The 20,181-nt window shown below is 38.0% G+C and carries 14 protein-coding genes; 10 read left to right on the forward strand and 4 right to left on the reverse strand.

All coding sequences use genetic code 11. The annotated features are described in order from the left end of the window. The first annotated feature begins 60 nt into the window (after nucleotides 1-60). The 3 genes from AC0IWT_RS16570 (at nucleotide 61) to AC0IWT_RS16580 (ending at nucleotide 1,588) form a co-directional block, all read left to right on the forward strand. Nucleotides 61-666 carry a polysaccharide deacetylase family protein gene (locus tag AC0IWT_RS16570; protein WP_471798504.1) on the forward strand — a complete coding sequence of 202 codons (606 nt, stop codon included), beginning with the start codon at nucleotides 61-63 and terminating at the stop codon, nucleotides 664-666. 60 nt (nucleotides 667-726) lie between these two features. Further along, nucleotides 727-912 carry a hypothetical protein gene (locus tag AC0IWT_RS16575; RefSeq protein WP_056869207.1) on the forward strand — a complete coding sequence of 62 codons (186 nt, stop codon included), beginning with the start codon at nucleotides 727-729 and terminating at the stop codon, nucleotides 910-912. 106 nt (nucleotides 913-1,018) lie between these two features. After that, nucleotides 1,019-1,588 (forward strand): DUF2911 domain-containing protein, encoded by a 570-nt coding sequence (locus tag AC0IWT_RS16580; protein ID WP_471797987.1) that lies wholly within the window; start codon nucleotides 1,019-1,021, stop codon nucleotides 1,586-1,588. Nucleotides 1,589-1,685: 97 nt separating this feature from the next. Here AC0IWT_RS16580 and AC0IWT_RS16585 read toward each other — a convergent pair whose 3' ends face one another. Both AC0IWT_RS16585 and AC0IWT_RS16590 read right to left on the reverse strand, forming a co-directional pair. Beyond that, complete coding sequence (locus AC0IWT_RS16585; RefSeq protein WP_471797988.1) at nucleotides 1,686-4,061, reverse strand: phosphocholine-specific phospholipase C; 2,376 nt, start codon at nucleotides 4,059-4,061, stop codon at nucleotides 1,686-1,688. A gap of 72 nt (nucleotides 4,062-4,133) precedes the next feature. Then, nucleotides 4,134-5,636 carry a glycerophosphodiester phosphodiesterase family protein gene (locus AC0IWT_RS16590; RefSeq protein ID WP_471797989.1) on the reverse strand — a complete coding sequence of 501 codons (1,503 nt, stop codon included), beginning with the start codon at nucleotides 5,634-5,636 and terminating at the stop codon, nucleotides 4,134-4,136. A 225-nt stretch (nucleotides 5,637-5,861) separates the two neighbouring features. Between AC0IWT_RS16590 and AC0IWT_RS16595 the strand changes: the two genes are divergently transcribed. The 6 genes from AC0IWT_RS16595 (at nucleotide 5,862) to AC0IWT_RS16620 (ending at nucleotide 16,533) form a co-directional block, all read left to right on the forward strand. Further along, nucleotides 5,862-9,176: a DUF4175 family protein gene (locus AC0IWT_RS16595; protein WP_471797990.1), complete on the forward strand. Its 3,315-nt coding sequence runs from the start codon at nucleotides 5,862-5,864 to the stop codon at nucleotides 9,174-9,176. A 112-nt stretch (nucleotides 9,177-9,288) separates the two neighbouring features. Beyond that, on the forward strand, nucleotides 9,289-9,726 hold the full coding sequence (gene ybeY, locus AC0IWT_RS16600) for an rRNA maturation RNase YbeY (protein WP_471797991.1): 438 nt from the start codon (nucleotides 9,289-9,291) through the stop codon (nucleotides 9,724-9,726). A 301-nt stretch (nucleotides 9,727-10,027) separates the two neighbouring features. Then, nucleotides 10,028-10,663: a GIN domain-containing protein gene (locus AC0IWT_RS16605; RefSeq protein ID WP_471797992.1), complete on the forward strand. Its 636-nt coding sequence runs from the start codon at nucleotides 10,028-10,030 to the stop codon at nucleotides 10,661-10,663. Between the two features lie 279 nt (nucleotides 10,664-10,942). Then, nucleotides 10,943-12,802, forward strand: a complete 1,860-nt coding sequence (locus AC0IWT_RS16610) for an ABC-F family ATP-binding cassette domain-containing protein (protein WP_471797993.1) — start codon at nucleotides 10,943-10,945, stop codon at nucleotides 12,800-12,802. Between the two features lie 100 nt (nucleotides 12,803-12,902). After that, the gene (gene mnmG, locus AC0IWT_RS16615; protein WP_471797994.1) at nucleotides 12,903-14,765 is read left to right on the forward strand and encodes a tRNA uridine-5-carboxymethylaminomethyl(34) synthesis enzyme MnmG; all 1,863 of its coding nucleotides are present in this window, start codon (nucleotides 12,903-12,905) and stop codon (nucleotides 14,763-14,765) included. Nucleotides 14,766-14,886: 121 nt separating this feature from the next. After that, nucleotides 14,887-16,533: an Ig-like domain-containing protein gene (locus AC0IWT_RS16620; RefSeq protein ID WP_471797995.1), complete on the forward strand. Its 1,647-nt coding sequence runs from the start codon at nucleotides 14,887-14,889 to the stop codon at nucleotides 16,531-16,533. On the opposite strand, the gene AC0IWT_RS16625 is transcribed toward AC0IWT_RS16620, so the two are convergent. Next, nucleotides 16,534-17,049: a gamma carbonic anhydrase family protein gene (locus AC0IWT_RS16625; protein WP_471797996.1), complete on the reverse strand. Its 516-nt coding sequence runs from the start codon at nucleotides 17,047-17,049 to the stop codon at nucleotides 16,534-16,536. A gap of 64 nt (nucleotides 17,050-17,113) precedes the next feature. Next, a complete protein-coding gene (gene nadB / locus AC0IWT_RS16630) occupies nucleotides 17,114-18,700 on the reverse strand; it encodes an L-aspartate oxidase (protein ID WP_471797997.1) in 1,587 nt (528 codons plus the stop codon). 447 nt (nucleotides 18,701-19,147) lie between these two features. Here nadB and nadA point away from each other — a divergent pair, with 447 nt between their 5' ends. Next, nucleotides 19,148-20,146 (forward strand): quinolinate synthase NadA, encoded by a 999-nt coding sequence (nadA, locus tag AC0IWT_RS16635; RefSeq protein ID WP_471797998.1) that lies wholly within the window; start codon nucleotides 19,148-19,150, stop codon nucleotides 20,144-20,146. Nucleotides 20,147-20,181 lie beyond the last annotated feature (35 nt).

Below are 20,181 nucleotides of genomic sequence, written 5' to 3' on the forward strand. Positions count from 1 at the left end.
AGCATCAAGAAATTAGCCCTGGTATTTACCGGTGATGAGTTTGCGGATGGAGGCGAAATCATTAGAAAAAGTTTAAATGACGATAATGTAAAAGCATCATTTTTCCTCACGGGAAATTTTTATAGGAACCCAGCTTACAAGGCGTTAATTGAAAGCCTTAAACGAGATGGGCATTATCTTGGGCCACATTCTGACAAACATTTGCTTTACTGCGACTGGACTAAAAGAGATAGCTTACTGGTTACGAAAGAACAATTTGAGAAAGATTTGGACGCAAACTACGTCGAACTGGCTCGATTTGGGATTAGTAAAGGTGACGCTCCGTTCTTTTTGCCGCCTTACGAATGGTACAATAAGAAGATAGCCGACTGGACAAAAGATCAGGGCTCGAGTTTATTAAATTTTTCTCCAGGAACCCGTTCTAATGCAGATTACACCTATCCGCAATTAGGAAAAAGTTATAAAACTTCAGAAGAGATTTTTAGGTCGATTACGAGCTATAACGAATCCCATCCCAAAGGATTAAATGGTTTTATTCTGCTGTTACATATTGGTACCGACCCTCAGCGAACTGATAAATTTTATGAAAAACTGCCACTGCTGATTAAATATTTAAAGAATAATGGTTATGAATTAAAAAAAATTGATGATTTATTAAGCCAATAGGTATTTATCACGAAACAAGTTTTAAAATAAATATTAACTTTGCCTCAAATAATTTAGAAAATGAGTACACAAGAAAATAGCAACAATAACTTCAACTGGCTTTATTATGCTTTAGGTTTGTTTTTCGGTATGCTAACAGGAGCCGTAATTACACAAAGCTATATTTTCGCTTTATTAGGTGGTGTATTAGGTTTGCTAACCGCAGGCTTATTCTTAAATGCCATTGTAAAAGGTAGAAAATACTAGTCTTTGGTCGCTCAAAACATCCTATTTAGGCTTTAATAATTCAAATGGGCGTATTTGATTTAGAAATCACGCTTGCTCATTACTGATGAAAACAAACCATCTTCAAATGAAAAATATCTTCATTGTTGTTTTCGTTCTTTTATGTTTTGGTAGCAAAGCACAAGAGGCAAACGGTGCCGATGTAAAATTTGCACCTGCAGACCCTAGTCCGGCAGATATTGTTTACTTTCCTATGAACGCAGCGAAAGTTAAAGCCGAAGATGCAACTAAACCGGTAATACGTGTTATTTACTCACGCCCACAAAAGAAAGGGCGGGAAATTTTTGGCGTACTGGAACAATTTGGAAAAGTCTGGCGTTTCGGCGCAAATGAAAGTACAGAAATTCAGTTCTTTAAAAAGGTAACCGTAAGCGGAAAAAAAATTAAGCCGGGTGTATACAGCTTATTTGCAATTCCAAATAAAGATACCTGGACAATTATTATCAACTCGCAAACTGACAGATGGGGCGCTTTTACTTACGACCAGGGAAAAGATATTGTGCGGCTGAACGTTCCGGTAAAAACTTTAACAAAACCAATAGAATACTTTTCGATAACGTTTACACCACTAACAGGCGGCGCAACTTTAATTGCAGCCTGGGATAAAACACAAGTCGAGCTGCCAATTGCTTTTTAAGCTTTTAAAACTATTAAACAAAAAATGCTTCAGAATTCTGAAGCATTTTTTGTTTGTGGTAGTTCTTAGAAAACAGCTCTAACTAAGCTTTTCCCTTTTAAGCTAAAGCGCCGCCCATATAAGGGTCGGTTACGGTAACTTGTCCAGTCTCAATTTTTCCTGCGTAGCGATGTTTAAAAACATTGTTTCCGATCTGGGAGATGGTAAAGTCGTACCAGTAAAAATTTTTTGTCAGGTTTAAAATCACATTTTTGGTCGTTTTCGATTTCAATATAAAGCTTTGAGTTTCAGCTTTATATTTATTATCAACAATCTGAATCTGTACGGGAACCATGCCGGTATTCTCAATAATAAAACTAAGATTACCTGTTAAACTTTTAACAACAAGGCCACGCTGTTCTGCCACGGCTTTTATATTAATTGAAGGATTTTTTTTACTTCCGGTAAAATGCCTGTAAAATCCATTTGGTCCGGTAATTCTAAAATCATAAACTTCGTTGTCAAAATCTTCAAGGCTTATTTTTTCTGTTATTGTATCGCCAGCCTTAACGGCGTAGGCCCAAACTTTGCCTTTTACGCCTTTAAAATTTGCATTGGTGTTCATGTTAAAAGGTGCGCCCACGGTTTCAATTGCTTCACCAAATAATGTTTTTGCCGATTGAAAAGTAAGCTCAATTTCGTTCGCTCTTAAATTCGCATCAACAGCAAGTTGGTAAGGAAGCGCACAGGCAGGCTTTGTACCCTGCTCCTGCTTCGGCGCATATGCAGATGTTTGGCTCGAAAAAGACTCGAACTTGTTAATTTTAGCGATTTCTGTTTTATTTAATGCAGTTGGGCCAACTTGCGCCGGCTTATTCTTTGCATTGCTGATGTTTGTTACAACAGTTTCACGTTTCAGTGGTGCCGGCGATGTAATATCCCCGCCGTTGTACGGGCGAAAAACAGAGGTCAAATCGCCACAAATATTTCGCCGCCAATCGCTGATGTTATTGCTCCTGATATTTTTACCGGTTTTTTTGCTCAGCCATTTCTCCAGAAACATCAATGATGAAGTATGATCGAAAACCTGCGAATTTACAAATCCACCTTTGCTCCAGGGCGACGCCACAACCATGGGTACGCGGTATCCCAGGCCAATCGGACTGCCTTTTTTAGCTTCGAAATCTGGAGGATAATTTATCCCTGCAGAGACCTTGCCGCTCGATGGATCATCAGGGTTAGGTACAACAAACGGTGGCTGATGATCAAAATAACCATCATTTTCATCGTACGTTAAAATGAAAATTGTTTTCTTCCAAACCTCCGGGTTTTTAGTTAAAATATCTAAAGCCTCACTTACATACCAGGTACCATAAAGCGGAGAACTGGTATGGTCAGAAAAACGTTGCGGCGCCACCAGCCAGGAAACTGCCGGAAGTTTGCCGTCATCAACGTCTTTTCTAAACTGATGAAAGATATCGCCTTTGGGAATGTTAACGGTTTCAGATTTTCCCTCATCATTGGTAAACGTAAATGGCGCCAGCTCAAGGTAATTCTGTTCATTAATGTTCGTTTGAAAAGCTTTATCAATAAGGTTTTTCTCCCGCTGTGATAATTTATCATATTTGCCCTGAACCTCTGCCGCAGATAATGGCGGTTTTACGGTGTTGTCGCCATTTTTTCTAAAATAGGCAGACAATTTAACGTTATGCCTTTTTACATATTCAACAGGGTTATCGCCATAGTTGCCTAACCAGTCGTCAATTTCTCCCTCCGGAAGCTTTGATGTCCACAGTTCGTTCTGATAAATGCGCCAATCGATGCCATTATCTTCCAGGGTTTCCTGGAAAGTAGGCCAATCTACAAAGACATTGTTCTGGGATTCGGCCTGGTCGTTATTTACAACCGCAACCCGGTTTGCACTCTTTTCTCCACGTACAGTCCCTGTAAAAAAGAATAGTCTGTTGGGCGTAGTTCCTGTTAAGGATGAGCAGAAATGTTGGTCGCACACGGTAAAGGCATCCGCAAGTGCGTAATAAAAAGGAATATCATTTCTATCGTAATAAGATAGCGTCATGGCCGATTTTACCGGAAACCACTTGTCGTATCTTCCTCCATTCCTGGCGGCAACCTGGTCATTCCAGGAATGTGGCAAACCACCCTGCCAGGTAATTTTAGTTTTGTTAATGTCGACATGGAACGGAGCGTAAGTATAGCCCTGTCCATCCTTCTGCAGCCAAACTTTGTTTCCATCTGGCTGAATGTGAGGATGAGGATCGTTAAATCCGCGAACGCCTTTCAATTTGCCAAACATATGGTCGAAAGAGCGGTTCTCCTGCATCAAAAATACAATATGCTCTGCATCTTGAAAAGTAGTGCCGGGCTCGGCATTTATAGCCATTGCCTTCACAATCGAACCTGGCAACGCATTAGCCAGGCCCGTACCGCCAGCAAAAAGTGCTGCCTTTTTCAGAAATTCTCTACGTGAATCCATTTGCCATAAAATTATTGACCAATGCAAATGGGCAAGGACAAAGCAGCAGTGCTGTTAGTCCGTTGCTCATCTTTACTTTTGGTAAACCCGTACATAATCAACTTTCATTGTCGCCGGAAAGATGGCGTCATCAACTCCCTTTTTTCCGCCCCAACCGCCACCGACAGCGATATTTAAAATGAGGTGGAAGTTTTGGTCGAAAGGCCATTCAGGAGCACCTTTTCCTGTATTTTTGAAACTTAAATATTTTTGGTCGTCTACAAAAAAGTCCATTCTATCTTCATACCATTCAATGGCATAAATATGGTACGCATCATAAGGATTTATTTTTACCCCTTTGCCAACCTGGGTGTGTATTATGTGGTTAAATTTCTCTGTGTGCACAGTTCCATAAACACTGTCTGGCTCATAACCCACATGCTCCATGATGTCGATTTCTCCGCTTTTTGGCCATTTTCCATACTTCCAATCGGTAGGTAACGCCCAAATTGCCGGCCACAAACCTCTACCCTTAGGCAACATAGCCCTTACTTCTACTCTACCATACTTAAAATCGAATTTGTTTTTGGTTGCCAACCGTGCCGACGTATAGTGATTTTTATCTTTATCAGCTTTTATAGCTGTAAGAAGCAGGTTTCCTTTAACAACTTTGGCATTCGCAGAATCTGATTCCGTATAGTATTGAAGCTCGTTGTTTCCCCAGCCATTTCCACCAACATCGTAACTCCAGTTTTTCGCTAGAGGCAATCCTTTATCATCAAATTCATCTGCCCACTTTAATTTCCAGCCAGCCGCAACCGGTGTTTTCTTCAGTTCTTCAAAAAGCAATTCTGGCTCATTTGTAGTTATAAATTCTACTTTGTGTGCTAAAAGCCATTGCATTTCAGGCACGGTATTTACGGTCCACGCATTAACCGTTAAGCCTAACCGATGTGCGTTTTCTATCCACCCGTCTTTCTGGTAAATGCTGTAATGATAATCTACACCAGGCATCTTGTCGTTTTTCACCTGTTCAGCACTAATGTCTCCTTTCAAATACGCAACTTTAGCTTTCGGCAGCACTTCTAATATGCGCTTGCAGTAATCGTAATCAAAACTGATGTATTCTGTCCAATCTAAAACGCCAATCTTTTTAACCATTTCAATACATTTGTTGGTTACGTCGATGCCGCGTTCTTTACTGATCAACGAAGGCTTTATTTCCAGGATGAGTTTAGTGGTTTTTTGCTTTTTGCCCTCTTTCAGGTAGGCTTCAAGCGTAGGGATTTTCTCACCGTTACTCATCGTTTTAGTTAAAAGCTCATCGTATTTTACCTTTTCGATGGTTAACCCCTGAAATTCCGGGTCGTGATTAATGACCAGCACGTTATCTGCCGTCATCCACACATCAAATTCAGAACCATAGCAACCTAATTTTACAGCTTCTTTTAAAGATGCGATAGAATTTTGAGGAAAGCTATTCTTCTTCCATGCACCGCGATGCGCAATTACCTGGTTTTTATTCCAGTTAAATTTTTGGGCGAAAGAAACCGTGAAAATGAATAACATTAATGTCGAAATAAGTGCTCGTTTCATATTTGGGGTGATTATACAAAAAATCAAAAGTAGATTTTTCTAATAAAACTAGTTTAAAATCTATGTAACCTTTGTATTAACTATTAACAAGATAGAAATTTTAATCATCCATATGAAACCCCTAAAGTTTAATTTATCGCCTCCAGATAAATTAATTGAAATAAACACGTTACCTTAAAGACGTTTCTTTTAATTGATACGAACAATTTTTACATTTACGTTGATATGGTGAGCAGTAATTACAACGATTTGTTGAGGAAGATAGATGAGTTTATCCGTAAATTTTATTTGAATAAGATTTTGCGGGGTGCCATTTATTCGGCCACAATATTGCTTGCCCTATACCTGTTGGTGTTTTTAAGTTTGTATTATTTCAATCCAACGGCCGGGTATAAAACCTTTATATTTTTTGCTTACTTGTTGCTCGGCGTGGTATTGGTTGGTTTGCTGATTATAAAGCCACTGCTTTCGATGCTCAAATTAGGCAAACATTTATCTTTTGATGAAGCTTCGATCATAATCGGAGATCATTTTTCTGACATAAAGGATAAGCTTTTGAATACGCTACAGCTGCACAAACTTGCTGAAAATGCACCAGGTAATCAGCTTATTTTAGCCAGTATCGATCAGAAAATTCTCGACCTGAAACCGGTTCCTTTTTACACCGCCATTCGAATAACCGACAACCGGAAATATTTAAAATTCCTCTTTATTCCAAGTTCGATAATTTTATTAATCGCCTTTATTGCGCCATCTATTTTGCGGGATGGAACCAATAGTTTCTTCAAATATGATGAATACATTGCTCCCAAAGCGCCATTCAGTTTTACGGTTTTAAACAAAAACCTGGTTGTTACCCAGGGCGATGACCTTACCATTAATTTGAAACTTGCCGGCGATGAGCTCCCTGCAGAGGTTTACGTAGAAGATGGAAAAAACACCTATAAACTCGATAAGAAAACCATCAGCCAATTTAATTACACCGTTAAAAATATTCAGACCGATAAGAAATTGATTTTTAAAGGCGGTGGCTTTAGTTCGGCCGCTTTTACGATTAGCGTGAAACCACGCCCGGAATTGTTGAATGCTACAGCAACATTAACCTACCCTGCTTACTTAGCTAAAAAGCAAGAAGTTATTGCAAATGTTGGCGATATTCTTTTACCTGAAGGAACCCGCGTAACCTGGAATTTTAAAACAGGCAAAAGCAATTCGCTTCTGTTTATTTTAAACGGAAAACAAAACATTTTAAAAGTTGATGATGATGAATCTGCATTTAATGCTACGATTCGTAATAATTCTAAATATAGTGTCTCACCAAAAAATGAATTTGTAACCCTAAGCGATTCTTTAACACACCAAATTAACGTAATTAAAGATCAATCACCGGCAATCCGGGTTGAAGAAAAACCAGACTCTGTCAATGCTAGAGCAGTTTATTTTAGCGGTCAGGTTAGCGATGATTATGGTTTCAGCAGGCTAAGTTTTAAGTACAACGTTAAAGAAAACAATAAAATTATTCGTTCCTTCAGCAAGAATATCAGCGTTAATGCAAAGGCAACCCAAAATACATTTTTCTACTTCTGGGATGTGAAAACGGCATCGGCGAAACCCGGACAAGAAATTGAATACTATTTTGAAGTGGCTGATAACGATGGCGTAAATGGTGCAAAAGTAACTCGTTCTGACGTAAAAACATTTAAGCAGCCAACCAAAAAAGAAGCTGCCGAGCAAGTAAACGCAAATAGCCAGGCGCTAAAGCAAAAAGTGCAGTCTGCCATCCGGCTGGCCAATAGCATCGAAAAGGAAAGCAAAAAAGTAGCTGAAAGCCTTGTTGATAAAAAACAGATTTCCTTTGAAGATAAAAAGCAGATTGAAGCATTACTTGATAAGCAAAAACAACTGGACCAGGCGGTTAAAGAAATTAAGGAGCAAAATGATAAAAACATTCTGCAGCAGGAAGACCAAAAGCAAACCGAAGAACTTATAGAAAAGCAAAAACAAATCAAAGATTTGTTTGATAATGTGCTCGATGAGAAAACCAAAGAGCTTTTGCAGAAATTGCAAAATTTGATGAACGAGAAAAATAAAGACCAAACGCAGAACGAACTTTCTAAAATGCAACTGGACAATAAAACGCTCAAAAATGAACTGGATAGAATCTTAGAACTTTATAAGCAGCTGGAATTTGAACAAAATTTCCAAAACGATATCGATAGATTAAATGAACTGGCTAAGGCACAGAAAGAACTGAGTAAACAAACTGCAGATAAAAAACCAGATAATGAATCGCTGAAACAAAAACAGGATGCGTTAAACAAGGAGATGAAAGATTTGAAGGATGATTTGAAAAAACTGGAAGAAAAAAACCAAACCTTGGAAAAACCAAATCCATTTGAAAACCCGGAAAAAGATATTCAGGAGATTCAAAAAGAGCAACAGGATGTTAAGGATGCATTAGATAAAAAAGACTCAAAAAACGCAAGCCAGAAACAACAGAAAGCCGGAGAACAGATGGAAAAGCTTTCGAAGAAAATGAGCGAAATGCAGCAACAGGGTGAGGAAATGGAAAATAATTTGAATGCTAAAGAATTGCGAAAACTGCTCGAAAATCTCCTCACCACATCTTTTGAACAGGAAAAAGTAATGTTAGCGCTGAAAAGAATGACGTCAGCAGATCCATCTTACACGACCAATGTGCAAAAACAGCGTAGCATTAAAGACAATTTAAAAACTATTGCCGATAGTTTATATGCTTTAAGTAAGCGTGTGCCTCAAATTGAATCAACGGTTAATGAGGAAATGAATAAAATAAATTTCAACCTCGATAAAAGCTTAGAAAGTTTAGGCGACAGGAGAACGCCTGAAGCTAATCGCTATCAGCAATTTACAATGACTTCTATAAACAATTTAAGTTTGATGTTGAGTGAGGCGCTGAATCAGTTGCAGAATATGCAGAAAAATTCAAAACCTGGAAGCGGCAAAAAGCAAAAGCAAGGCATGAAGCAGCTTTCTCAAATGCAGGAACAACTGAACAAGAGCATGCAAAAGGCCCGTGAGCAAATGCAAAAATCTGAAGGTAACTCTGGAACTATTGGTAAAGGACAGATGAGCCAGGAGTTTGGAAAGATGGCACAACAACAGCAGATGATTCGCCAGGCATTGGAAAAAATCAATCGTGAGGAAAATAAAGATGGTTCAGGGAAAATGGGCAACCTAAACGAAGCCATCAAAGAGATGAAGCAAACGGAAAGTGATTTGGTGAATAAACGTTTGCAGCAAGAAACGCTAAACAGACAAAAAGAACTGTTAACCAAGCTTTTAGAAGCAGAAAAAGCAGAACGCGAACAAGAGGAAGATTCTAAACGTGAAAGTAAAGCAGCCAAAGAATTTCCTCCGACTTACCAGAAAATGATTGAACAATTTAGAAAAGAGCAACAGAACGGAAACGATTTGCTACAGAAGCTGCCACCAAGCTTAAACTATTATTACAAAAATAAAATTGCCGAATATTTAAAATCACTAAATGTAGAACGCTAGTTCTTAACGCTAATAATATCTGAATTCTTCATATAAGCTTAGTGAAGGCACCATTTGCAACATGAGAAAGTGGTGCTATATTTTCTTAAATTTGCAGTCTTAAATCATTTATATGCCTGCAATTTCCTTTTTCACAGAATCTGTAACTTATAACCTTCCTCAAAAAATAAAGGTTAGAAAGTGGATTAAATCAACCATAGAAAAAGAGGGTTTTAAATTGCAGGAACTTAATTTTATATTTTGCAGCGATGAATACTTGCTCGGCATTAATCAGCAATATTTAAACCACAATACATACACAGACATCATCACCTTCGACAATTCTGACGTAGAGAAAATGATTGTAAGTGACATCTTTATTAGTATTGAGCGTGTAAAAGAGAATGCAGAAACGTATAAAACAACCATTTTTGATGAGGTATGCCGCATTATGATACACGGTACTTTGCACCTGCTCGGTTATAAAGACAAGGGTAAGGCTGCAAAAACCCTTATGACGCAAAAAGAAAACGAATACTTAAGTTATAGAACCGAAGCGGGTATGGCTTAAACTTTACTAATTCGTCTCGGTTCTAATCATTAACCATTATCGTCGCTTGATTTGAGTAACCTTCGGCTATCACTCAACCCAACTGGAATCATCCATTTTTTGTTGTAAAAACTGAATTTGGTCAAAGCTTCCATCTAAATCATATTGTTTCATCCTGTTCGTCTAATAGTTCTTGGCGTTGGTCGATAATTTCCCTATGCTGGTATATTAACGCAAATCTGCGTGCAACTTTTCTGCGGGCTTGCAGTCTTATATTCGAAAACAACAACAAAAAGATTTAAAAATATTAAGATATACAGTTATGAAAAACTCTATTAAAACATTATTCGCAGCAGCCTTAACAACAATCATTTTAGGCACAGCAAGCGTTTCGGCAATGGCCACCGAAAAAAACAACAATTACACAAACCTAACATCGGTAAAAAACATCAGTAAAATTAAAATCAGCGGAAACGTTAAATTAATTTTAGTGCAGGATGCTAAAGAAAGCGTTGAAGTATACGACAATTACTTCGCAAAAAACGCACTAGTGCAACAACAAAACGGCGAACTTAGAATAAGCTCTTTCACAGCAACACCATTGTTGGTTATTGCGCACGTAAATAACCTGTTAGCAATCGAAGCCTCAAATACTTCCACAGTTAAAACCGCTGGAAATTTTAATCTATTGAATTTGAGCATTGTTTTAAATGACGCAGCAGTTGCTAACATTAATGCAAATACAGTTAATTTAAATACAAATGTTGGGGGCGCTTCCAAATTAACTTTAAGTGGCGCAACAGACAGTTACACTTCAATCCTGGGTTCTACAGCAAAAGTTAACATGAATGATTTTGTTGCCGCAGATACCAATGTGAGCGCTGCACCAATTTTTGCTGCCTACAACGCCAGCAGGTACCAAGATATTAAAGTTGATGTTTTGGAATCAATTTTTTAGACATCAAATCAAGATAAAGTTTAGTTTTAGTTAATGATTGAAGCAGCGGCGGAGCGATTCCGGCCGCTGTTTTCTTTTTTAGATGTACATCATTAAAGAAACACTATTCAATTTGAAAGGTATTTTGCGGTTCCAATCTTAAAACGAATTCTTTGTATATCAATATTTTGCCATTTTAATTACTTGTAGATTCGCTTTTGAGGCATCACTGTGGACTGCCAAATATTTTATACTTACTTTTGCACTAATTTTCCTTTATAAATCCGAAATACAAATAAATTGAGCACATTAATTGCGGCAGAAAGCTTAGGACATGGTTACCATGACGAATGGCTGTTTAAAAATTTAACCTTAGGCATTAACTCTGGTCAGCGTGTGGCGTTGGTTGGAATTAATGGTGCTGGTAAAAGTACACTTTTGAAACTACTGGCTGAACGATTCCCTCCGCTTGAAGGTAAAATCGTAAAAAACAAAGCAGTGAAAATCGGCTTTTTGGATCAGGAACCTCAATTTACCGAGGGCTTTTCAATAAGCGATCACATATTTTCTTTGGAAAATAAGCAACAACAATTAATAAAGGAGTATGAGGAACTAATTGAAGATCCGAATCCAGATGAAAAAACGCTTAATCGTTTGTATGAAGAGTTAAGCGAGCATAATGCCTGGGAGTACGAGCATGAGATTAAAACCATTTTGAACAGAATGGGGATCACGCATCTTCAGCAAAAAATATCAACGCTATCTGGCGGACAAAAAAAACGTTTGGCTTTAGCGAAGTTATTAATTGAAGATCCGGAAATCTTAGTACTGGACGAGCCAACCAATCACCTGGATATTGATACCATTGAGTGGTTAGAAAAGCTTTTAACAACAGGACAAAAAACGATCTTGTTAGTTACTCACGACAGGTATTTTCTGGACAACGTTTGTAACACAATAGTAGAATTAGATAGAGGCAAAATTTTCAACTATAATGGCAATTACGCTTATTACCTCGAAAAGAAATCAGAAAGGGAGGCGTTAGACGCTACAGTTCAACACAAGAACCAGCAATTGCTCAAAAAAGAACTGGAGTGGATGAGGCGCATGCCCCAAGCCCGTGGGACGAAATCAAATGCGAGAATTAATGCATTTTACGACTTAGAAGAGAAAACGAAGAAAAAGGCTGATAATCAAACCATTAGCCTTCAAATGAAGATGTCTCGTCAGGGTGGCAAAATTGTTGAAATTGAACACGTCGCAAAGTCTTTTGATAGCCGTGCAATTATAAATGACTTCAGCTATACTTTTAAAAAAGGTGACAGGATTGGCCTGGCTGGTAAAAATGGTACAGGAAAATCAACATTGTTAAATATTATCACCAGTCAGCTAGCGCCAGATACTGGCACTGTGGACACGGGAGATACAACGGTTTTTGGTTATTATAAGCAAGGTGGTTTAACCTTCGATCCTAAAGAAAGGGTTATTGACATCGTTAAGTCTGACGCCGAATATATTAAGATGGCCGACGGTTCGATTATTACTGCCTCTGCCCTATTAACACTATTCTTATTCCCACCAAAGAAGCAACATGGCATGGTGGAGAAGTTAAGTGGTGGTGAAAAAAAACGCCTTAATCTAATGAAGGTATTGATGCAGAATCCGAACTTTTTGATTCTTGATGAGCCGACAAATGATTTAGATATTGATACGTTAAATGTACTCGAGGAATTTCTTGAAAATTTTCCTGGTATATTGATGTTGGTTTCGCACGATAGATATTTATTAGATAAGATGAGTGACCAGTTATTTATCATGGAGGGCGAAGGCGTAGTAAAAATCTATAATGGAAATTACTCTGAATATAGACTAAGTTTAGAGCAGCCTAAAGTGAAGGCTGAAGCGAAAAAACCGAATCCGGTTGTTGATCAGCCCGTTGTAAAATCAGCGAAGAAGTTAAGTTTCAAAGAACAAAAAGAACTTGAAGAAAGTGAGAAAGGAATGGCAGAAGCCGAAATGAAAATCGCTGAGTTAACAAAACGCCTACAGGAAATAGACGCTTCCAATTACATAAAAATACAAGAAGTGTCTGATGAAATTGAAGTGTTTAAGGAGAAGTTGGACGAGCATACTATGCGCTGGCTAGAGCTATCCGAGTAGCAAAAACAATTCCAAAGAAATGAAACCGTTATTGTTCCACGTGGAACAATGTTGTAATATAATAGTGAATGTTTCACGTGAAACATAAATAAAATTTAAGATGTTTTCAAAATACGATTTGATTGTGGTTGGTGCAGGACACGCAGGGTGTGAAGCTGCTGCTGCTGCTGCTAACTTAGGATCATCTGTTTTACTAATAACAATGAATATGGGCACCATTGCTCAAATGAGTTGTAATCCGGCTATGGGCGGTGTTGCTAAAGGACAAATTGTACGAGAAGTCGATGCGATGGGCGGATATTCTGGAATTATTTCCGACAAGTCAACTATTCAATTCAGGATGCTTAATAAGTCCAAAGGGCCGGCAATGTGGAGTCCCAGAGCGCAGATTGATAGAATGCGTTTTGCGGAAGAATGGCGTTTGGCTTTAGAAAGAACACCTAATGTAGACATGTGGCAGGACAGCGTTGTTGGCCTTTTAGTAAACGACAATACGGTTTATGGCGTTAAAACTTCTCTAGGTATTGAAATAGAAAGCAAAGCAGTAGTATTGACCAACGGAACCTTTTTGAACGGCGTGATGCACATTGGTGAAAAGAAGTTTGGTGGTGGTAGAACAGCTGAGCGGGCATCGACCGGGATAACCGAGCAATTAGTTGAACTTGGCATGGAAGCTGGCCGGATGAAGACTGGTACCCCACCCCGGGTAGACGGCCGTAGTTTAGATTATTCTAAAATGGAAGAGCAATGGGGAGATGAAAATCCTAATAAATTCTCTTTTACTGATACCAATGTTTCGACTGACCAACGCTGCTGCTGGATTACTTATACCAATAATGAAGTTCATGAAACATTGAAAGAAGGCTTTGAAAAATCTCCAATGTTTACCGGCAGAATAAAAGGATTAGGTCCGAGATATTGTCCTTCAATCGAAGACAAAATTAATCGTTTTGCAGAGCGAGACAGACATCAGATTTTTGTTGAACCTGAAGGATGGAATACCTGCGAAATTTATGTAAATGGTTTTTCAACTTCACTTCCCGAGGATGTTCAGTTTAAAGCGCTACGCTTAATACCAGGATTTGAGAACGCCAAAATGTTTAGACCTGGTTACGCGATTGAGTATGATTTCTTCCCCCCTACGCAACTATCCTTAACTTTGGAAACAAAGATAATTAACAATCTCTTCTTAGCTGGCCAGATAAATGGAACTACTGGTTACGAAGAAGCAGCTTGTCAGGGATTTATGGCAGGTATCAATGCGCATCAAAAAATTAACGATAAACACGAATTGATTATGAAACGATCAGACAGTTATATTGGTGTTTTGATAGATGACCTTGTAACCAAGGGAACGGACGAGCCATATCGTATGTTTACTTCCAGAGCAGAACATCGCTTGTTGTTGCGACAAGATAATGCAGATATTCGCCTCTCACCTATCGGTCATGAATTGGGCTTGATATCTGATGAACGTTTAGAAAAAGTAAATCGTAAAGTAGCTGCAGCAGACGCTTTGGTAAAGTTTACCCGTAGTCAAGGTATTGAAATGGTTGACGCAAATCCAATGTTGGAAAGTCTTGGCTCAAGCGCACTAAATCAGAACGTGAAAATTCACAGTCTTGTTGGTCGACCTCATGTGGGCTTGCAAGACATTATTAAAGTGAGCAAGCCTTTGGCTGAGGCAACGAAAAATCTGGACAATGAAACCATAGAACAGGCAGAAATTAAAATTAAGTACGAAAGCTATTTCGAGAAGGAAAATGAGATAGTTGCTAAAATGCTGAAGATGGAAGACAAAGAAATTAGAACAGACTTCGACTATAATACCATCGTATCTATCTCGAAAGAAGCCCGTGAAAAATTATTTAAGATAAAACCGCGTACCTTAGGTCAGGCTTCCCGAATTTCAGGTGTTTCTCCATCTGATATTTCGGTTTTAATGGTCTACATTAATAAGTAGCTGAATATCAGATATTTAAATAAAATTTTGTTGACTTAAAATTAAGCGATATAGAGAGCTAAAATTATTTTTTAATCATAGTTATTGAAAAACTATAAAAATTCGTCAGAACGTTTAAAATATGCCAAATTTAAAAACACAGTTTTTTAACTTAAAAAGTTTAGGAGTGTTAATGCTCTCGCTTATATTTTTTGGCTGTGCAAGTATTCAAACACCGCAAGGCGGACCAAAAGATAACAAAGCACCTAAGGTTGTTAGCATGGTTCCCAAAAATCAAACGAGAAATTTTAACGCAAAAAAAATCCTTATTCAGTTCGACGAGTTTTTTAAAATCCAAAATGAAACCAAAGAATTTTCAATTTCACCGGAATTGGAAAAAGCACCAATATTGAAGATTAAGAAAAAGGTGTTGGAAATTACAATGCCGGATACTTTAGAAAAAAACACAACCTATACTTTAAACTTCGGTAAAGCCATTGCCGATATTAATGAAAGTAATGTGATTAAAAATCTGTCTTATGTATTTTCTACCGGAAATGAAATCGATTCTTTAAGCTTAAGCGGAAAGGTTACCAATTCATTAACCGGCGAATTTGAAAAGGAGGTTACTGTTTTAATCTTACCGATAGAAAGAGATACCTTGTTCGGTAAAAAACGTGCATCAATTTATACACTAACAGATAGTTCTGGAAATTATAAATTAAATAACCTCAGGAAAGGAACCTACAAAGTTTATGCATTAAAAGAATCAACTGGTGGTGGAGATAAGGTTTACCAGCAAAGTTCTGACGAGGTTGGTTACATTAAAGAACCTTTGGTAATCGATAAAAATGTAGACAATGTAAACTTACAGGTTTTTAAAGAACTGGCACCAAATTTCAGGGTTCTGGAGAGAAAAATAAATGCCGATGGAAGCATATCGTTAAGCTTTACTCAACAACTTAAAAAACCGAAATTAACAATTACAGAACCGGGTGCCCTTGATGTTTCAAAATTAGTGAGGTTTAATAATACCAACGATTCGGTAAAGGTATGGTTGAATGATATGAGCTTTGATTCTGTTAAAGTAGCTATCCAGGACCAGGGTAAGTTGCTGCAGGTAGTTAACCTGTCAAGGGGAAAAAAAGATACTTATACCCGCGATATTACCCCGGCAGACAATGCCGGAGCCGGTAAACTGAGCCCTTACCAACGCTATACCTTAAATTTCCCGTCTCCAATAGTTTCTGCTGATGCATCCAAAATTATATTACTCGACGATTCTATAAAACGAACCAACTTCGAATTGGTAAAAGACAGCGTTGATTTCCTCAAATATTACTTAACTTTTCCCTGGAAAGCAAAACGTAAATATGATATTAAATTTACGGCTGGAGCGTTTACGGGTCTGTTCAATACAAAAAATAAAGAATTTATTAAGCGGTTTACCCTGGATGTACCTGAAAATTATGGCAGCCAGTTCGTTTTAAATGTTTCTGTGCCAGATACAACTTCAAGTTACATCGTAGAGATATTAAATGAGAAAAAAGCCGTGGTAAGGTCGTATCCTATTAAATTAAATACGAAACTAAGCTTTAATCACTATCCGGTGGCAAAATATCTAATCAGGGTAGTTTATGATCAAAACCGCAATGGAATCTGGGACACCGGAAATATCAAGGCCGGCAGCCAACCAGAAAAGGTTTGGTATTCCAAAGAAGAAATTACGCTTCGCCCAAACTGGGATATAGAAAACAAATTGATTATTCCACCCCCACCTAAAGAATAATTAAGGATTAATGAACCAGTCAGAATACATGATGTAATTATCTGGTAATTTGTTCAGTAAAGCCCTTTGCTCTTCGGTAATGGGCTTTATTTTTTTGGCCGGCGTTCCTGCGTATAAGTATCCACGTTCGCAAACGGTATTTTCCAAAACAACCGAGCCGGCTGCTATGATACAATACTGCTCAACAACAGCGCGATCCATTACTATCGCACCCATGCCAATTAAAACATTATCTTCAATAGTGCAACCATGAACAATTGCATTATGCCCTACAGATACCCGGTTGCCAATATGAGTGGAAGCCTTAAGATATGTTGCATGTATTACGGCACCATCCTGGATGTTAGACTCATTTCCAATCGTAATGGCATTTACATCGCCTCTAACAACCGCATTAAACCAAACCGAACAGTTATTGCCAATTTTAACATCGCCAACAATTGTGGCGTTCTCTGCAATGAAGTTATCTTTTCCTATTTCAGGATATTTATCTTTTACCGGAAGTATTAAAGGCATGTTATGGTTATGGTTTATGTAGTTTTATTAATATGAGATCAGAGAACTATAAGCATGGCGAATTCTAAAAAACGGTATCCACTAATTGTTCTGCATGTTCAGGATAATCTGTAGTGAAATGTAAGCCGCGGCTTTCTTTTCGCTGCATTGCCGATTTTATAACCAAATAAGCAGTTTGTATAACATTTCTCAACTCGCAAAGCTTAACCGAAACCTTATTTTTTTTATAGAATTCTTCGGTTTCCTGGTAGATTAGAAATAGCCTGCGGTGTGCCCGTTCCAAACGAAAATCTGAACGGACAATGCCAACATAATCGCCCATTACCTTCTGTAATTCTCTCAAATTATGCGTCACCAATACATCTTCATTCGTTTGTGTAACCCCTTTAGAGTCCCACTCCGGAATGTTATCAGGTATTATATTATTTTTAAAATTTTCGATTGCATCCTGATAGATTCGGTGTGCAAATACGGTAGCTTCCAATAAAGAATTAGATGCTAAACGATTAGCACCATGTAACCCCGTAGATGAACATTCCCCACAGGCATAAAGGTTTTTAATGGAAGAGCGACCATACTCATCTACCAAAATACCACCACACATGTAGTGAGAGGCAGGCGTAACGGGGATAAAATCCTTGGTCATGTCGATACCAATAGATAAACACTTGGCATATATATTAGGAAAGTGCTTTAAAATATCTGCTTTCTTGCGCATGGTGATGTCGAGATAAACAAATTCATCACCCGATTTTTTCATCTCATTATCAACTGCCCGGGCTACGATATCACGGGGTGCGAGCGATTTTCGGTCATCATATTCCTGCATAAATTCTTCGCCATTTTTGCGTCGAAGAACACCGCCAAAACCCCGAACCGCTTCAGAAATTAAAAAGGAAGGGTACTCTCCGGGATGGTATAGCGCAGTTGGATGGAACTGAATAAACTCCATATTCCGCACTTTACCTTTAGCCCGGTAAACCATTGCCATTCCGTCGCCCGTGGCAATTACAGGGTTGGTGGTGGCAGAATACACATGTCCGGCACCACCCGAAGCCATTACGGTAACGTTTGCCACAATCTTTTCCACATCGTTAAGCTCTGTGTTAAAGGCATATATACCGTAACAGTTAATATCTTCAGTACGTTTATCAACAAATTCACCAAGGTGATGCTGGGTGATTAACTCGAGGGCAAAGTAATGTGTTAATATCTCTATGTTCGGATTCTCATGAATTTCGTTCAATAGTACCCGTTCAATTTCGTATCCGGTGATGTCTTTATAGTGCAAAACACGGTGTTCGGAATGGCCACCTTCTTTCGCTAAATCGTAGAAACCAGCGTTGTCTTTATCGAAATTTATACCATAGTCAATAATCTCCTGAATGCGCTGAGGACCCTCTTTTACAACGATTTCCACAATCTTTTCATCACACAATCCATCGCCTGCAATCAAAGTATCCTGAATATGTTTTTCAAAAGAATCGCCTTCATCCACAACAACTGCAACACCGCCCTGTGCATACTTGGTGTTCGATTCATCTTCATTTGATTTGGTTACGATTAAAACCTTGCCGAACCTGGCAGCCTTTAATGCAAAACTTAAACCCGCTATACCTGAACCAATTACCAGGAAATCTACTTTTCTCATCTAAAAAACATTTACTTTATCAACGATGTTAACAACTATAGAGGAAGTGTTAACTCAGTGTCTAAATTCTACTAACAAATAAATTTGAATGTTTAAAGCTACTGTAAAAAGACAATTTGCCACAATCTTTTACTCAATTTTTAAGCACCTTTGTACAAGTAATTAACTTTTCACACACTTGTAAACAATTAACATTCCAATATTGATAAAATTTAAGTCGTTTTTCGATAGTGCTGTAAATCAATCTTATCATATTACAAAAATGTAATCTGAATGTTAGTAAACGATTAACAACTTATCTGAAAGAATTATTTTTTGAAACTTGCCAACATTACCAACACACTAATAAACAAACAAGATCTATTTATTTAAAATAACTTATTAATTATTGAGACGTGGAAAGCTTTATCTTTGACCAACGTCTAAATTCAAAAAGGAAAAATAATAATGAACATCGATGTCTTAGAAGAAATTAACAAAAAGGGATTTGTAGATGAAGCGATAGATCCAACGCTCGACCTTTTTGTTGAAATCGAAAAACTAAAAAAAGAAAAAAATGCGATAATATTAGCGCATTACTATCAAGAACCTGATATTCAGGATATTGCAGATTATATCGGTGATAGTTTAGGTTTATCGCAGGAAGCTGCAAAAACGGATGCCGACGTAATTGTTTTTGCTGGTGTACATTTTATGGCAGAAACTGCAAAGATTCTCTCGCCGGGTAAAAAAGTTTTGTTACCAGATGTTAAGGCGGGTTGTTCTCTGGCAGACAGCTGTCCGCCACATTTATTTAAAAAGTTTAAAGAAAAATACCCCGATCATCTGGTAATTACTTATGTAAATTGTACTGCAGAGCTGAAGGCGCTTAGCGATATTGTTTGTACCTCTACCAATGCGGTACAAATTGTAGAAAGTTTACCAAAAGACCAGAAAATTATTTTTGGTCCGGATAGAAATCTTGGCGCCTACGTGGCTAAAAAGACTGGAAGGGATTTAGTGTTGTGGAATGGCGCCTGCATGGTGCATGAAATTTTTTCTCAGGAAAAGATTATTAAATTGAAAGAACGTCATCCGGAGGCAAAGTTTATTGCGCACCCGGAGTGTGAGGAAGTGGTTTTGAAAATGGCCGATTATATTGGCTCAACAACAGGTTTGTTGAAATACACAATTGCTAACCCCGCAAAGGAATTTATTGTGGCAACCGAAAGCGGAATCATACACCAGATGGAGAAAGCTTGTCCGGATAAAACCTTTATCCCAGCGCCCCCAAATAATAGCTGTGCCTGTAATGATTGCCCTTATATGAAGCGGAATACGCTCGAAAAACTTTATTTATGTTTAAAGAATGGTTTACCAGAAGTAACTGTTCCTGAACATATTATAGAAAAAGCAAGGAAACCAATTCAAAGAATGCTAGATATTTCTGCAGAACTGGGATTGTAAGAACTGAGTTTCGCCGGTGATGAAAATAAAATAAC

The organism is Pedobacter sp. AC464, from assembly GCF_979253075.1.

Bases quoted from the DNA above. Each gene is read 5' to 3' on its own strand.
- AC0IWT_RS16575 (WP_056869207.1), top strand. From the start codon at position 727: ATGAGTACACAAGAAAATAGCAACAATAACTTCAACTGGCTTTATTAT.
- AC0IWT_RS16580 (WP_471797987.1), top strand. From the start codon at position 1,019: ATGAAAAATATCTTCATTGTTGTTTTCGTTCTTTTATGTTTTGGTAGC.
- AC0IWT_RS16585 (WP_471797988.1), bottom strand. From the start codon at position 4,061: ATGGATTCACGTAGAGAATTTCTGAAAAAGGCAGCACTTTTTGCTGGC.
- AC0IWT_RS16590 (WP_471797989.1), bottom strand. From the start codon at position 5,636: ATGAAACGAGCACTTATTTCGACATTAATGTTATTCATTTTCACGGTT.
- AC0IWT_RS16595 (WP_471797990.1), top strand. From the start codon at position 5,862: ATGGTGAGCAGTAATTACAACGATTTGTTGAGGAAGATAGATGAGTTT.
- ybeY (WP_471797991.1), top strand. From the start codon at position 9,289: ATGCCTGCAATTTCCTTTTTCACAGAATCTGTAACTTATAACCTTCCT.
- AC0IWT_RS16605 (WP_471797992.1), top strand. From the start codon at position 10,028: ATGAAAAACTCTATTAAAACATTATTCGCAGCAGCCTTAACAACAATC.
- mnmG (WP_471797994.1), top strand. From the start codon at position 12,903: ATGTTTTCAAAATACGATTTGATTGTGGTTGGTGCAGGACACGCAGGG.
- AC0IWT_RS16620 (WP_471797995.1), top strand. From the start codon at position 14,887: ATGCCAAATTTAAAAACACAGTTTTTTAACTTAAAAAGTTTAGGAGTG.
- AC0IWT_RS16625 (WP_471797996.1), bottom strand. From the start codon at position 17,049: ATGCCTTTAATACTTCCGGTAAAAGATAAATATCCTGAAATAGGAAAA.
- nadB (WP_471797997.1), bottom strand. From the start codon at position 18,700: ATGAGAAAAGTAGATTTCCTGGTAATTGGTTCAGGTATAGCGGGTTTA.
- nadA (WP_471797998.1), top strand. From the start codon at position 19,148: ATGAACATCGATGTCTTAGAAGAAATTAACAAAAAGGGATTTGTAGAT.